This is a genomic window from Brevibacterium zhoupengii (genome assembly GCF_021117425.1).
Lineage (GTDB): Bacteria > Actinomycetota > Actinomycetes > Actinomycetales > Brevibacteriaceae > Brevibacterium > Brevibacterium zhoupengii.
This window is the reverse complement of record NZ_CP088298.1, coordinates 3663404-3677621: the sequence shown is the minus strand read 5'-3', so window position 1 is coordinate 3677621 and position 14218 is coordinate 3663404. Positions and strand designations below refer to the sequence as shown.

Genomic DNA, 14218 nt, shown 5'->3' with positions numbered 1-14218 from the left:
GTGAGCTGAGTTCACCACCATCATGATGAGCTGAAGACGGCGACTCGAACTGAGGGCGCCCCCTTCAGCTCGTCGTGCCCGTGGGAAGTCTCATCTCTATATCGATTCGGACAAGTGCACTTCTTTTCAAGCTGGCATCGCGATATCCTGCCACAGTGTCGACGTTGCCGTCTGCTTCCGAGCAGGCAGTAATATTGGCACTGTGCGGCGCTTCGATGCGCATGGGTTCGATCGATGTCGACCACAGATTTCGATACCGGTCGGTGCCATGGGCTGCGGAGCACGCATACCGAATGACCTTCGGAGACTTCCCCCACGCGGGAGTGACACCCGCAGACCGAAAGAGAAATAATGCGTACCAAAATTGCTGTTTCGGCGGCACTTGGGCTCGGACTTGTATTTGGCGCAGGAGCTCCCGCGCTGTCGAGCAACCTGACGTCGACCGATGAAGAATCCGCAACCGATTTGGAAGCTGCAGTCGTCCCGGGCCAAGAGCTTGAGCGGGTCACTGACGGTAAGATCGAAAAGGGCGAAACAGCCTACGTCGATGTCACTGTTGCGACTCTGTGGACCGATTCGAAAGCACCCCGTAAGGTCGACAAGCCTGCCCTCGGACACCCTGTCGACCTCGACAAGTGGAACAAGAATCTCAAGGACACCGAGGTGCGGCGCGGCTTGACCGGCAAGGTCGAGACCCAGGCCGCCTACGGATCCGAAGTCACCGTCCTCAAAACCAAGGGTGCTTGGGCCCAGGTCGCGGTCAAAGACCAGTCCACCTCCAAGAATAAGAAGGGGTACCCCGGCTGGGTGCCGAAGAAGCAGCTGGTCGAAAACGATCGGTTCGGCGATTTGAAGGACGACCAGCCTCGGGCCGTCGTCACCAAGAAGAAGAGTGAACTCGAAGGCATCGAATTCACCAAGGACACCGGTGCAGAGATCACCTTCAACGTCGACCTTCCTCTCATCGCTCAAGACGTCGACGATGTGCGCGTGGCGCTCCCAGGCGGCGGCGCAGCGTGGATCGACGTCGACGATGTTGACGTCTATGACACCGACGGCAAACCGGAGAAGCCCAGCGGCGATGACCTCGTCAAGACCGCGAAGAAGTTCGACGGGCTGCGCTACCTGTGGGCAGGCGTCTCGCCCTATGGCTTCGACTGCTCAGGCTTCACGTACAGCATCTACCGAGCACACGGCATCGACATCCCCCGTGACTCGGGTGAGCAGGCGACAACCGGAAAGAAGGTCGCCGAGGGTGACCTCAAAGCTGGCGACCTGCTGTTCTTCTCCACCAGCTCGGGAACCGTCCACCACGTCGGAATGTACGTCGGCGACGGCAAGATGATCCATTCGCCCAATGCTTCGAAAGACGTCTACGTCACCGACTGGAAGTCGTGGGACACCGGCAACGAGTTCTCCGGAGCTCGCCGAATCATCTGAGCCTGAAGCTGAGCGGCGAGAGGCTGAACGGTCGGCTGGTCACCGACCGGCGTTGACCTCGCAGCCCAGCGACGGTGAGCGAACTGCCCAGCGACGGTGAGCTATCTGCCCAGCGACGGTGAGCTATGAACACAGAGCGAAGGCCGATTCCCCGTTTCATTCGGGGATTCGGCCTTCGCTCTTGTCGTCCTGAATCAGACCACGTCAGAGACCTGTCAGTGGCGTGAACTCTGGGTCGACTTGAGGTAGATCGCCCGAGCGAGATCGTCGCGTCGTTCGATGAGCAGGCGACGAAGCGCTGCTGGGGCGTCGCCGTGCTCTGCCAGCCAGGCATCGGTCTTCTGGACCACCCGCTCTTCGTCAATAGACCAGCGTGGGTAGAGGCCAAGCACGAGGCGCCGGGCGATCTCGATCGAATTATCGGACCAGAACGTCGCAAGCAGCGAGAAGTACTCATCGACGTAGTTCTCAATGAGCGGCATCGATGTGGGTGCCACGAAGCCGGAGATGATTGCTGAGAGCACATCGTTGCTCAGCGCGGCCGCTTCGTTGATGACCTCCCATGCGCGGATCTTCACGATCGGCAGAGGCATGGCGGCGCTGGCGGTCTCCGCATGGAGGCGACCCGATGAGCTGGGATCAGACTGGTTCTCTCGGGCGATGTCGGTCTGGTCAGCCCATCCCAGACACACGAGTGCAGTCAGTGCATTCCAGCGCAGGGCATGATCGTTGATCAGGCCCTTGAACGGCATTGACGCCGCCGCATGGTCCGGAGCGACAGACCCCGCGCTAGTAGAACCAGCAGACCCCGCGCCAGCAGTCTCCGCAGACTCAGAACCCGCAGACTCAGATCCAGCGGGTACACCGGGCGTGAGGCGATCGATCTCCTCGCCGACGGGAACGGCGAGGATCTGCGAAGCGAAGCTGCGGCCCATCGTGATCGCGGCACTTGCCTCGAAGCAGCGCGCCGTGCGGGACGTGAGAGCAAGAACCAGATTCGCCAGATGCAGCTGAGCATCCGAACCGGCCCGTGCCGTGGCCAACGCGTCGAGAGCGGCGCCCAGCAAGCCCGTGATCGCGGTCTCGAAGTTCCTCTCCGAGACCCACTGATCCAGGCAGGTCAGGGCCGTCTGGCTCAATCCAGCCATGATGCCGGCATGGCTTTCCTTGCCCAAGCTTCGAGCATAGGCCGTGAGGTATCGCTGCACAGGAAGGAGGCCATCGCGAACGGCGTTGTCCAAGGCCGACCAGACCAGCGCCCGCGAAAGCGGATCGGCGATCCGGGAGACCGACCTGATCGCGGCCTCCGTCGAGGCCTGATCCAAGCGCACGCGCGCATAGTCATGATCGGCAAAGTTCACCAACGTGATATCGCCGAGGGTGCGCCCAACGAGCTGCTCCACCTCGGCGGATTCGGTGGAGAAGTCGAAGGCGAAGGTGTCGAGGGGGACCAGCTTGCGTCCCGACCGCCCCAGTGTGGCGATCTCAAGCGTGTGCGGGCGCAGCAGTTCGGTACCACGGGCCGAATCGGCCTGTGTGATCTTCGCGCTGATGATGCTGTCCCGCCCGGAACGTCGTGCAGTCCCCGCAGTTCCCACAGTCCCTGCACCGCCACCGCCACTGCCACCGGCACTGCCACTGCCACCCGCACTGCCGTTGCCACCGGCGTTGCCGCTCACATACGTACCGGTGCTCGCTTTGCTCCGCACCGCATCGGAACTGCCGGTCGTCAGCTCCAGGGACAGTTCGGAGACTCCGGACGTGCCCAGCCATGCGCTGGCCCAGGTGGCGATGTCCCGGTCAGGGGCCACCTCGGCGAGGCATTCGAGGAAGTCGGCGAGTTCGGTATTGCGGAAGTCGAAGCGTTTGAAGTAGAGACGCGAACCGGCGAAGAAGGCCTCCCGGCCGACGAAGGCGACGAGCTGCTTGAGGACGGAGGCGCCCTTGGCATACGTGATGCCGTCGAAGTTGAGCTTCGCGGCCTCCACGTCGGGAATGTCGGCGACGATCGGATGCGTGGTCGGATACAGATCCTGTGTGTACGCCCACGCCTTCCGACGCAGCGCGAACGTGACCCAGCCGTCGGTGAAGCGGGTCGCCTCGGCCAGCGCCAGCCCGCCCATGTAGTCGGCGAACGACTCCTTGAGCCACAGATCGTCCCACCACTTCATGGTCACCAGGTCGCCGAACCACATGTGCGCCATCTCGTGGAGGATCACATTGGCTCGCGACTCGTAGTTCGCGTCCGTGACCTTGTCCCGGAAGATCAGGCTGTCGGTGAACGTGACCAGGCCCGGATTCTCCATGGCGCCGAGGTTGTACTCCGGAACGAAGATCTGGTCGTACTTGCCCCACGGGTAGGGGTAGTCGAATTCGGAGCTGAAGAAGTCCAGCCCGGCCTTCGTGATCGAGAAGATGTCGGAGGCATCGAGATGGTCGACGAGGCTGGCGCGCGTCCATGCGCCCAGCGCGATGGTCTCGCCCGTCGTGGGGTCCGTCCACTTATCGGTCGCCCCCTCATAGGGGCCCGCTGTGATGCAGGTGATGTAGCTCGACTGTCGCAGCGTCGGAGCGAAGTGGTGAGTGATCGCGGGGGAGTCCGGATCGACCTGCTCTTGGCTCTTCTCCTGGCTCGGTCCGCGACTCGTCTCGGGCCGGTTCGAGAGAACCTGGAAGTGCTCGGGCGCCGTCACGTTGAAGATGAACTCGGCTTTGAGGTCCGGCTGGTCGAAGTTCGCGAACACGCGGCGGGCATCGGTCGGTTCGTACTGGGTGTAGAGGTAGACCTTGCCGTCGGCAGGGTCGGTGAAGCGGTGCAGCCCCTCGCCCGAGGTGGAGTAGTAGGCCTGTGCCTCGATCGTCAGGGTGTTCTTCCCTGTGCGGATGGGCAGTCCCACTCGCGCGCCGTCGAACACCTCGGCGGGATCGAGGATCTCATCATTGATCTCGGCGAATGTGACCGAGTCTGCGATCAGGTCGATGAATGTGCGGCATTCGGTCCGAGCGGTGAACTCGACGACGGTCCGGGACAGGTACGTCGGAGCTCCGGTTTCGGCATTGCTGACGTCGATATCGACAGTGTAGGTCGAGACATCGAGCACTTGGGTGCGGCTCTGCGCTTCATCTCGGGTCAGGTTGGTTGTCATTCATAGCCTCCTCGGCGCACAGACTTTAGCATGTCACAATTCCGGTACGCTGGGTACAGCGCAGGCGAGCACGAAGGGAGACCGCAGGTGAAATCCGAGGTCAGCGAGCTGCCACAGCGCGCCTTCAACACAGTGGTGCATCGCTCTCGGATGGGTCTCAGGCGCGTGCAGGCCAACGCCGGGCAGCTGATTCAGATCCCGATCGCGGCCACCGCGGCCTATGCCTTCTGCGTCTACGTCCTCGGGCATCCTTATCCGTTCTTGGCGGCCGTCGCCTCTGCCGTCGGCATCGGTCCGGTTGCGGATCGTCGTCTCCGGCGTGCCATGGAGATCGGCTTCGGTGCGACCTTCGGCGTGCTCGTGGGCGAGCTCCTCGTCAACGTCTACGGCACCGGGATCTGGCAGCTCACGCTGACCCTGGCCATCGGCCTCTTCATCGGCACGATGCTCAATTCCGGCGGCATCTTCATCACTCAGATCGCCGTCCAGTCCGTCTACGTCGTCGTGGTTCCCGCCACAGCCACGACCCTGCCGTTTCCGCGCACCCTCGATGCCCTCACCGGTTCGGTGTGCGCGATCCTTCTTGCCCTCATCCTCCCGCGTGACGCCCGTAAGGTCCCACGCGGTCTGGCCGCGAGCATGCTCGACGAGATCAGTGCCGTCCTCCAGATGATGTCTCGAGCACTGCGGGACTCCGACGTCGTATTGGCCAAACGGGCGCTGACCCGGGCCCGTGAGACTCAGGACATCATCGACTCCTGGGGCTCGTCGCTCAAGATCTCGAAGGAAGCGGCGAAGATCAACGCCAGAGGCAGGCGTCACGCCGCCGAGGTGACCCGGCTGTCCCGTGCCCACACCCATTCCGATCGTGCCATGCGGACTATTCGAGTCATTGCGCGCCGAGTCGTGGGCATCACCGAGTTCGGAGTCGAGAAGCCGATCATCGCCAGCTATGTAGGCTCGCTGTCGGAAGGCTCGAAGAAGCTCGAGGTCGCACTGCGCCGAGGTACTGATCGAGCTCTGGCAGAAGCGGCACTGGCCGAGGCCGCCTCCAGCCTGGACCCGCGTGCGGAGAAGAGCTGGGACATCCACGACGAGTCCCTTGTGCTGCTGCTGCGTCCGGTCGCCGTCGACCTCCTCGAAGCCTGCGGGCTGACGAACGATGCCGCCCAGAGCCGCCTGCCCTCACTGAGCGAAGAAGACACGCGAGACACCGACGAACCACCCGCGGAGTGAGCCTCGAACGAGTGGGGCTGGTCGGCCAGTCGACCTCGGTGCGTCGGTCAAGGAGCCAAGTGTCTGCTGACTGAGTTCTGGTGACTGAGCTCAGCGGCTCTCGACGATGAACACGACGGTGGTCTCAGGCTTGAGCGCCGTGAACTTGTGCGGCTGGTCGCCCGGGTACGTGAGGTAGTCGCCGACGTGGAGCTCGTAGGATTCGCCGAGCACCTCGATGCGAGCCGCGCCCTGCCCGAGGATCACATGCTCCACGGTGCCGATCGGGTGGGGCTGTGAGTCTCGAGGCTGGCCCGGTTCGGCTTGAATGAAGTAGACGTCGCGTCGCGCGTTGGCCGGGGATGCCGAAAGCAGAGTCGCCGCATAGTTCGCAGTGTTCGACGGCAGGCTGGGCAGGTCCTTGGCATGCACGAGCGCAACCTCATGCTGTGGGGGATCGAGCAGCCTGGCCAAGGGGATGTCGAGCGCAGCCGCCAGGGCCCACATCGTCTCGACGCTGGGGTTGCCGGTGCCCGCCTCGAGCCCGGACATGGTCGATTTTCCGATCCCCGCCCGGCGTGCGACTTCGGAGAGTGAGAGATCGGCCCGCAGTCGCTCGCGCTTGATGGCGGCTGCGATCTGTTCGCGCGGCGTCGGGGCGGATGGAATGTCGGTCGGGGCATGCGAAATGTCCCTGTCCCTGAGGGCCTCGCCGTGTGGTTGAGAGCTCATAAGTTCACTATAGCGACAAAGCGTTCTGGTTGACGAACGAAGAACGCATGTGCAGTATATAGAACATGAGTTCTGTATTTCGCACGACTGGTCGGGTCCTTCCGGGCTCGGCCTATCGTGATGTCGCGATCGTCACGATCACGATCACCGCTGTCGCCCTGTCCTACGGGGCCATCTCCGCGGTGTCTGGGTTCCCTTGGTGGCAGACGCTGCTGCTGGCGATGTTCGCTCTCGGCGGCGCCGCTGAGTTCACCTTCGTCGGGGTGATCGCGGCAGGCGGCGCCCCGATACTGGCGGTGCTGGCAGGGCTGCTGGTCAACTCGCGGAACTTCGCATTCGGCGTGGCGGTCGGGCCGTTCTTTCCGCAGGACTGGCGTGCGCTCATCGCCGCGCATTGGATCAATGACGAATCGATCGCCGTATCGCGCACAGTGAACTCCGATCGGGCCCGGTGGCACGCCTTTCTGCTCATGGGCGCGTCCATCGCGCTGATGTGGCCGAGCGGGGCCATGGTCGGACAGTGGCTCGGCAACGTCATCGACGCCGATCTTCTCGGCCTCGACGCAGCCTTCCCGATCATCCTCTTCTGCCTCATCCGCGGCGATCTGAAGAACAGGTCGACACTGACGCTGACGGTCGCAGGCATCCTCGTCGCCGTCCTCCTGACGCCGATCCTGCCGCTCGGCCTCGGAGCCGTGACGTCCCTGTCCGTATTCGTATTCGTGGCCGCCGGGTGGCTGATTCGAGCCGCCATCAGGAAGCGCCGAGGTGGTACCTCCTCAGGCACCACAGGTGAAGAACCAGCCCCAAGCACCGCAGGCCAAGAACCAGCCCCAAGCACTGCAAGCCAAGAACCAGCCCCGGCCGATCGCGGCGGCGTTGTTGGGCCCGACTTTCGCGAGGAGCGTCGATGAACCCTCTCAGCTTCCTCATCGCACTCGCCGCGCTGAGCATCGGAACCTACGCGATGCGCTTCGCCGGTGTGAAGCTGGGTGCGGCAATCGCCACCAAGGGCAGACGTCGACAGCTCACGACCACCTCGGCGGTGGCCGGCGACACCGGACCGGGCATCTCAGCGCCGGGTGAGGCTGCGGGCGAGAGCCAGTATGACGCTGCGGGGGAGAGCCAGGATGACGCTGCGGGGGAGGACCCGGGCGACACTGCGGCGGAGCCGGAGGGCGACTCGACGGCGACGGTGACGAAGTGGATGGATCGGGCGACGGTCGTTCTCATCGGTGCTGTCTTCGCCACCACGGCGATCTTCGATGGCCAGGACGTCGCGGATCCCGCACGGCTCATCGGCGTCGGAGTGGGCGTTCTCGCCTCGATCCTGCGGGTGCCGATGCTCATCTGCGTGCTGGTGGGCATGGCGGTGTGCGCGGGCATACGCCTGACCGGGATCCTGTGAAGCTGTGATCGGCAGCGGATTCGGACTTCGCGGGGCCGCGAGTGCGTGGACACTGAGACTGTGAGCCGAAGCGCTGCCGGTGCTGAGGTGGCGCGGTACATGTGCGGAGGGTGACTCGCCGGTGGGGATTCGCCCAGGATCCACACCGACGCAGTGCCGGCAACGACTGTGATTGCTAGGCTGGAGGCATGGAAATAATTGCTGGCTTTCAGCAGATGATCTTTCTCGCCTTGTCTGTCGCCGCCTTCGGCCTCCAGCTGTGGGCGTTTATCGACTGCCTCCGTTACAAGGACGAGAACTATCGCGCCGTTGACAAACAGAGCAAGAAGTTCTGGGTCATCCTCCTCGGCGTCGGTCTCGCGCTTGCGCTCATCGCACTGCCGCCGATGGGAATGCGCATCATCTTCCTCAACCTCATCGCTCTCGTCGCAGGCATCGTCTACCTCACCGACGTCCGCCCGAAGATCAAGGCCATCGACCCGCGCAATCGCAAACAGACTCGGAAGAACTGGCGCTGAGCTGGCGCCGAGCACGCATCGATGACACAGGACCTCAACCTCCCGGGCCCCGAAACCGACTTCATCGCCAGCTTCGGCAGTAGCGAGCCCCACACACTGTTCGGCCACGGATTCGCCGGCGCAATCCGCGACACCCGACCATTCGGCACCGGCATCAGCGGAACCAAGCACTTCCTCCATCTCCCCGGCCACGGCGGCCGCCCCTCACCGGGTCCAGGGTGGAACTACGGGCAGATCGCCGAAGTGCTGGCCCAGGCACTGACATCCACCTCGGCGACTCAGGCCCTCGGGGTCTCGATGTCCGCCGGTGGGCTTCTCCGGCTGCTGAGCGCAGGCCATCCGGTGGCCCAGAATCTGGAGAAGGTCGCACTCGTGCTCCCTGCCTCATTCACTGGATTCTCCGCCGAGGTTGCCGAGACCAACCGCGCTCACCTGGAGAGACTGCGCGATCTGGCCTCCGCCGGTGACGTCGAATCCATCACCGACCTCATGCTCTCGCGTGAACCCGCCGAGGTGGCCGAGCTCCTGCCGGCTCGAGCCTGGACGAAGACGAAGGCCGAGAACCTCGTGAACACAGACATGTCGGACGGGCTCGGCCTGGCGCTCGAGATCGCCGTCGACACGAACGCAGGCGATGACCCGCTGGGCACCCTGGCGCGCTTCCCCGGGGAGGTGCTCGTGCTCACCCATGACGATGACCCGGCGCATCCGGTCGAGGTCGCCGAGGCGGTTGCAGCCGCGATTCCCGACTCCCGTCTGGAAGTCCTGCCGGCAGGTTCGATCCTGTGGCGTGGTCGCCACGAAGTTCGCCGGATCCTCGGCGAGTTCTTTGGCTAAACTGGCACCGTGCGCATCTCCGTTCTCTCCCTCCATACCTCGCCCGCGGCTCAGCCGGGCCAGGGCGATGCCGGTGGCATGAACGTCTACGTCGACCAGTCGGTGCGCGCTCTGGCGGCCGCCGGCCACATCGTCGACGTCTTCACCGCTGACCCGAGCGGCATCGATGGGCTGGGGAACATCGCCGGGCTGGGAAACAGCGGGAGCCGAGATAGCTTTGACGGGCTTGAGGGCATCGACGAGCTCGGTGGCCTCATGGGGCTTGGCGGCGGCGAAGGACTTGACGCTTACGTCGACACACTCCAGATCGCTGAGAACGTCCGTCTCCACCAGCTGCCGATCGAGGCGGCGAGCAAGGACGAGCTTGCTGACGCCATCGACGAACTCGCACTGCTCCTCCTCGCCCAGCCGAGCTTCACCTCGGCCGATCTGATCTGGGCCCACTATTGGATCTCCGCCGAGGCGGGCCTGCGGGCCCAGGAGCTGCGCGCCAAAGACCTCGGCTCCGGTGAGCGTCCCCGGATCGTCGTGAGCATGCACACGATCGGGGCGGTCAAGAACCGTGACTCTGAAACCAGCCACGAGCGACCTCAACGTCTGGAGGCAGAGGAGAGGATCGCCTCGGCGGTGGACCTGCTTGTGGCCAACACCCCGGCAGAGCGTCGCGACCTCATCCACGAACTCGGCGCCGATGCGGACGCCGTCGTGGTGGCCAGGCCCGGTGTCGACCACGAACTGTTCTCCCCGGGAGATCGTGCCGAAGCCAGAAGCGACCTGGGGCTCGACCCGGACGAATTCATCGTTCTCTATGTGGGGCGGATGCAGTTCATCAAGGGCACCGATGTCGTCGTCGACGCGATCTCGGGGCTGCGCGAGAACAACCCGCACCTGGCTTCGCGGACACGAGGGATCCTCCTCGGCGCAGTCTCGGGCCAGGACGCTCCTACCGGGTCCACGCCCTACCTGAGCAGACTGAACACTGCGATCGCCGCCGAACCCAGTGTCGAAGTGCGACGCCCCGTCCCAGCACACGAGCTCGTCACCTACTACCGTGCCGCGGACATCCTCCTCGTCCCCTCACGCAGCGAATCATTCGGCTTGGTCGCGGCCGAGGCCTCGGCCTCGGGACTGCCCGCCATCGCCTCGGCGGTGGGAGGTCTGCCTGACATCGTCGAACACGGGCACTCCGGCGTCCTCATCGCCGACCACAACCCCAGGCATTGGGCGATGGCGCTCGAACGAATGCTCCTCGATGACGATGCCCGCAGCGAACTCGCCGCCCATGCCGCCGAACGTTCGACTCGATTCGACTGGGAGGCCACAGCAGCGGCGGTGCTCGGAGCTCTCGAGGTGCCGGACCAGGTGCTGCACACAACCATGACGACCGTTGAAGAACCGACACCGGCGAGTCTCGTCGGGCGCACCTGCTGAGGCGGTCGATGAGTCGCAGACGGAAGGACACGAGATGACGAACGACACCGAGACGATCCTGGCCGGTGTGAGGCAATGGGCCCACGAGAACGAGGTCGAGGTCGACGCCGTTGAAGACTCTCAGATCGCCGTCGTCCTGCCGGGGGAGAAGAAGCTGAAGACGACCGTGTCGATCACGATCGCAGCGCGAACGGTGCAGCTGCAGGCGTTCGTCATTCGTCATCCGGATGAGAACTCCGAGGAGTTCAATCGGTGGCTGCTGATGAAGAACCTGAAGCCGGGGCCTGTGTCCTTCGGAATCGATGCGCTCGGCGATGTCTACCTGGGGGCCAGCGTGCCCCGGGACCGACTGTTGGACGAACTCGACTCGCTGCTCGGCGCGATTCTGGCGACCGCCGACTCCTCGTTCAACGAACTCCTGCTCATCGGCTTCCGCACCGGCATGAAGAAGGAATGGGCATGGAGGATCAGCCGCGGGGAGTCGACGCGCAACCTCGCTGCCTTCGAAGACGTCCTCAGCGGAGACGACAACGAATTCTTGGAGCAGACGTGAACGTCGACGACTACATCGCCGGGTTCGACGATGAGCACAAGAGAGACTTTCTGGCCCGCCTCCGCGACCTCAGCCGCAGTGCTGCGCCCACCGCGGAGGAAGGCATCAAATGGGGGAACCCGGCCTATTCGCTGAACACGATCCTCTTCGTATTCGCCGGCTATGCCAAGCACGCGAACTTCGTGTTCACCCCCAGCACCAAAGAGGCCTTCGCCGATCAGCTGGGCGAATTCGACACCGGAAAGGGCTCGATCAAGCTCTACTACGATCGAGAGATCCCCACCAAGCTGCTGTCGCAGATGATCGCTCACCGCATCCGCGAAGCCGAAGTCGACGGCGTGAAGTGGATGTGAGTCTCAGCTCAGATCGAGTTTGAGTCCTTTATGACTGACCTTGTAGCCGAGACGAGCATAGAACCGCTGCGCATCCGCACGTGACTTGTCGGTCGTCAGCTGAGCCAGCGAGGCCCCGAACCGACGTCCGCAGTCATGGGCCCAGTCGAAGACTGCAGTGCCCAGACCAAGCCCCTGAGCGGCCGGGCCGATCCTCACCGCTTCGATCTGCAGCCGTGTCGAGCCTCGCCGTGACAGGCTCGGGATCAAGGTCAGCTGCAGAGTGCCCACGAGAGCAGTCGACTCTGTTTCCGAAGGCTGTGACCGTCTGTCCACGCGAGGTTCCGCGGTGCTGTCGGTGACGTCGGAACTGTCGGTGACCTCGTCGACCGCGACCAGAAGCTGATTGGGGTCGGAGTCGATGAGACCGAATGCGTGCTGGTAGTCGGCAACATCCTCGGTCCCTGCCCCCTCACGACCGGCACCGAGAGCGTCATCGCGAAGCAGGGACACCAGTCCTGGCACGTCTGCTGCGGTGGCGCGACGTACCAGGAACTTCCTGTCTGCGAGGGTGATCGTCTCCCCGGCGAAGGCGGAGAAGCCCGCCGGAATCGCGGACTCGGTCATCGTACGGACTCCTGCGCGCGAGCGTCCGCGGAGAGCTGCTCACGTGGTGGACTGCTGTAGGGCCGACGTGCGAACAGCGAGGCCAGGAGTGCGCCGGAGACGTTGTGCCAGACGCTGAACACGGCTCCGGGGAGAGCGGCCAAGGGGGAGAAGTACGTGGTGGCCAGGGTCGATGCGAGGCCCGAGTTCTGCAGGCCGACCTCGAAGGACAGCGCGCGTCTGGTGGGCGTATCCAGGCGGCAGGCGGCCGCGACACCGTAGCCGATGCCCAGTCCCAGAACGTTGTGGGTGATGACGGCCAGGAGGACGAGGAGCCCGGCTGAGGCGATGGAATCGGCGGATCCGGCGACGACGATGGCAACGATGTAGGCGATGGCGACCGATGCCAGCCACGGCAGCACGGGTGCGATCGCATCGACGAGCTTCGAGGCCACGACCCGCACCAGGACACCGACGATGACGGGCACGAGGACGGTCTGGCAGATCGAGACGAACATCGACCAGAAGGGCACATTCATATAGGAGCCGGCCAGCCACAGGGTCAGCAGGGGAGTCAGCACCGGAGCGAGCAGGGTGGACAGCGTCGTGATCGACACGGACAGTGCGGTGTCGCCCTTGGCCAGATAGGTCACCACGTTCGAGGCGGTGCCGCCGGGTGCACAGCCGACGAGGATGACGCCGACGGCGATCTCGGCCGGAAGGTTGAACAGGGTGACGACGAGGAGGCCGAGCAGCGGCATGGCGATGAACTGCGTGACGACTCCGAGGGCGGCGATCCACGGCTTCTTGGCGATGCGGGCGAAGTCCGGCAAGGTCAGGGTCAGCCCCATGAAGAACATGACGACGCCGAGGCTCCACGTGATTGTGGGTGCCAGGGGCGTGAACGTGTCGGGGGTGAGGAATCCGAGGACTCCCGCAATGACGACGAGGACCGGCAGCGCCGTGACGGCGATGATCGAACTGCGATCAGCTTTCGGCTGCTGCGCGGGCGACGGCGATGCCTGCCCCGAGTGTGAGCGAGAGTTGGGGGTCTGCGGTGGCCCCGCTGGTGGCGTGGATGAGTCGGACATGAGCTCAGGCTAGCCGTGCATTTCGGGATGCAAGACGGTGTGCCGAATAGTGAGAAACGTCTCGAGTGCTCACCCGCAGGCTCATCGACGGCTCGTCCGCAGGCTCATTCCGTGGGCGAGTCTGTGCGCGCAGGGGCGGTCGTGCAAAAATAGTGCCATGACGCATAACCTCATCCTGCTGCGCCACGGCGAGAGCGAATGGAACCAGAAGAATCTGTTCACCGGTTGGGTCGATGTGACACTGACCGGCAAGGGCCGGGCAGAGGGCCAGCGCGCGGGAGAGCTCCTGCGCGAGGCCGAGCTCATCCCTGACGTCGTGTACACCTCCCGTCTCAAGCGGGCCATCCTCACCTCGAACCTGGCGCTCGAGGCCGCCGACCTCTCGTGGCTCGACGTCCACCGCAGCTGGCGACTCAACGAACGTCACTACGGTGCGCTGCAGGGTAAGAACAAGAAGGAGATCCGCGAGGAGTTCGGCGAGGAGCAGTTCATGACCTGGCGCCGGTCCTTCGACACCCCGCCGCCGGCTCTCGGCGATGCCTCGGAATTCTCACAGGCCGGAGACCCCCGCTACGCCAACCTCGGCGACTCCCTGCCTCGTACGGAATGCCTGGCCGATGTCATCGACCGGCTCCTGCCCTATTGGTACGACCGGCTCGTGCCCGAACTCACCGTCGGACGCACCGTGCTCGTCGTCGCCCACGGCAATTCGCTGCGTGCCCTCGTCAAGCACCTCGACGGAATCTCCGATGCCGATATCACCGGCCTCAACATTCCCACCGGAATCCCGCTGCACTACGAGCTGACCGAGGACTTCACCCCGGTCAAGCCCGGCGGCACGTACCTTGATCCCGCTGCCGCCGAGGCCGCGATCGGTCAGGTCGCCAACCAGGGCCGCTGAGGCTCAGG

General features: G+C 64.2%; 14 protein-coding genes. 10 read left to right on the top strand and 4 right to left on the bottom strand.

Annotated features, from left to right (window positions below; translation table 11 throughout):
* The first annotated feature begins 351 nt into the window (after positions 1-351).
* Positions 352-1440, top strand: coding sequence for a C40 family peptidase (locus tag LQ788_RS16735; RefSeq protein WP_231442931.1), 1089 nt, complete (start codon positions 352-354; stop codon positions 1438-1440).
* 215 nt (positions 1441-1655) lie between these two features.
* Here LQ788_RS16735 and pepN read toward each other — a convergent pair whose 3' ends face one another.
* The gene (gene pepN / locus LQ788_RS16730; RefSeq protein WP_231442930.1) at positions 1656-4586 is read right to left on the bottom strand and encodes an aminopeptidase N; all 2931 of its coding nucleotides are present in this window, start codon (positions 4584-4586) and stop codon (positions 1656-1658) included.
* 87 nt (positions 4587-4673) lie between these two features.
* Here pepN and LQ788_RS16725 point away from each other — a divergent pair, with 87 nt between their 5' ends.
* On the top strand, positions 4674-5822 hold the full coding sequence (locus tag LQ788_RS16725; RefSeq protein ID WP_231442928.1) for an FUSC family protein: 1149 nt from the start codon (positions 4674-4676) through the stop codon (positions 5820-5822).
* Positions 5823-5912: 90 nt separating this feature from the next.
* Here LQ788_RS16725 and LQ788_RS16720 read toward each other — a convergent pair whose 3' ends face one another.
* On the bottom strand, positions 5913-6533 hold the full coding sequence (locus LQ788_RS16720) for a helix-turn-helix domain-containing protein (protein WP_231442926.1): 621 nt from the start codon (positions 6531-6533) through the stop codon (positions 5913-5915).
* 65 nt (positions 6534-6598) lie between these two features.
* Here LQ788_RS16720 and LQ788_RS16715 point away from each other — a divergent pair, with 65 nt between their 5' ends.
* The 7 genes from LQ788_RS16715 (at position 6599) to LQ788_RS16685 (ending at position 11633) form a co-directional block, all read left to right on the top strand.
* The gene (locus tag LQ788_RS16715; protein WP_231442924.1) at positions 6599-7447 is read left to right on the top strand and encodes an AzlC family ABC transporter permease; all 849 of its coding nucleotides are present in this window, start codon (positions 6599-6601) and stop codon (positions 7445-7447) included.
* Positions 7444-7941, top strand: coding sequence for an AzlD domain-containing protein (locus tag LQ788_RS16710; RefSeq protein ID WP_231442922.1), 498 nt, complete (start codon positions 7444-7446; stop codon positions 7939-7941). The genes LQ788_RS16715 and LQ788_RS16710 overlap by 4 nt, the downstream gene beginning before the upstream one ends.
* Before the next feature lie 188 nt (positions 7942-8129).
* Positions 8130-8459, top strand: coding sequence for a DUF2516 family protein (locus LQ788_RS16705; RefSeq protein ID WP_231442921.1), 330 nt, complete (start codon positions 8130-8132; stop codon positions 8457-8459).
* Positions 8460-8480: 21 nt separating this feature from the next.
* Positions 8481-9296: an alpha/beta fold hydrolase gene (locus LQ788_RS16700; protein ID WP_231442919.1), complete on the top strand. Its 816-nt coding sequence runs from the start codon at positions 8481-8483 to the stop codon at positions 9294-9296.
* Positions 9297-9305: 9 nt separating this feature from the next.
* The gene (locus LQ788_RS16695; protein WP_231442917.1) at positions 9306-10727 is read left to right on the top strand and encodes a glycosyltransferase; all 1422 of its coding nucleotides are present in this window, start codon (positions 9306-9308) and stop codon (positions 10725-10727) included.
* Positions 10728-10761: 34 nt separating this feature from the next.
* Positions 10762-11280 carry a YbjN domain-containing protein gene (locus LQ788_RS16690; protein ID WP_231442915.1) on the top strand — a complete coding sequence of 173 codons (519 nt, stop codon included), beginning with the start codon at positions 10762-10764 and terminating at the stop codon, positions 11278-11280.
* The gene (locus LQ788_RS16685; protein ID WP_231442907.1) at positions 11277-11633 is read left to right on the top strand and encodes an iron chaperone; all 357 of its coding nucleotides are present in this window, start codon (positions 11277-11279) and stop codon (positions 11631-11633) included. Before LQ788_RS16690 ends, LQ788_RS16685 begins: the two co-directional genes overlap by 4 nt.
* A gap of 3 nt (positions 11634-11636) precedes the next feature.
* Here the strand turns inward: LQ788_RS16685 and LQ788_RS16680 are convergent, their stop codons facing one another.
* Both LQ788_RS16680 and LQ788_RS16675 read right to left on the bottom strand, forming a co-directional pair.
* A complete protein-coding gene (locus LQ788_RS16680) occupies positions 11637-12239 on the bottom strand; it encodes a GNAT family N-acetyltransferase (protein WP_231442904.1) in 603 nt (200 codons plus the stop codon).
* A complete protein-coding gene (locus tag LQ788_RS16675) occupies positions 12236-13309 on the bottom strand; it encodes a bile acid:sodium symporter family protein (RefSeq protein WP_231442903.1) in 1074 nt (357 codons plus the stop codon). The genes LQ788_RS16680 and LQ788_RS16675 overlap by 4 nt, the downstream gene beginning before the upstream one ends.
* Positions 13310-13466: 157 nt before the next feature.
* On the opposite strand from LQ788_RS16675, the gene LQ788_RS16670 reads away from it, so the two are divergent.
* Positions 13467-14210: a phosphoglyceromutase gene (locus LQ788_RS16670; protein WP_231442901.1), complete on the top strand. Its 744-nt coding sequence runs from the start codon at positions 13467-13469 to the stop codon at positions 14208-14210.
* The last annotated feature ends 8 nt before the right edge of the window (positions 14211-14218 follow it).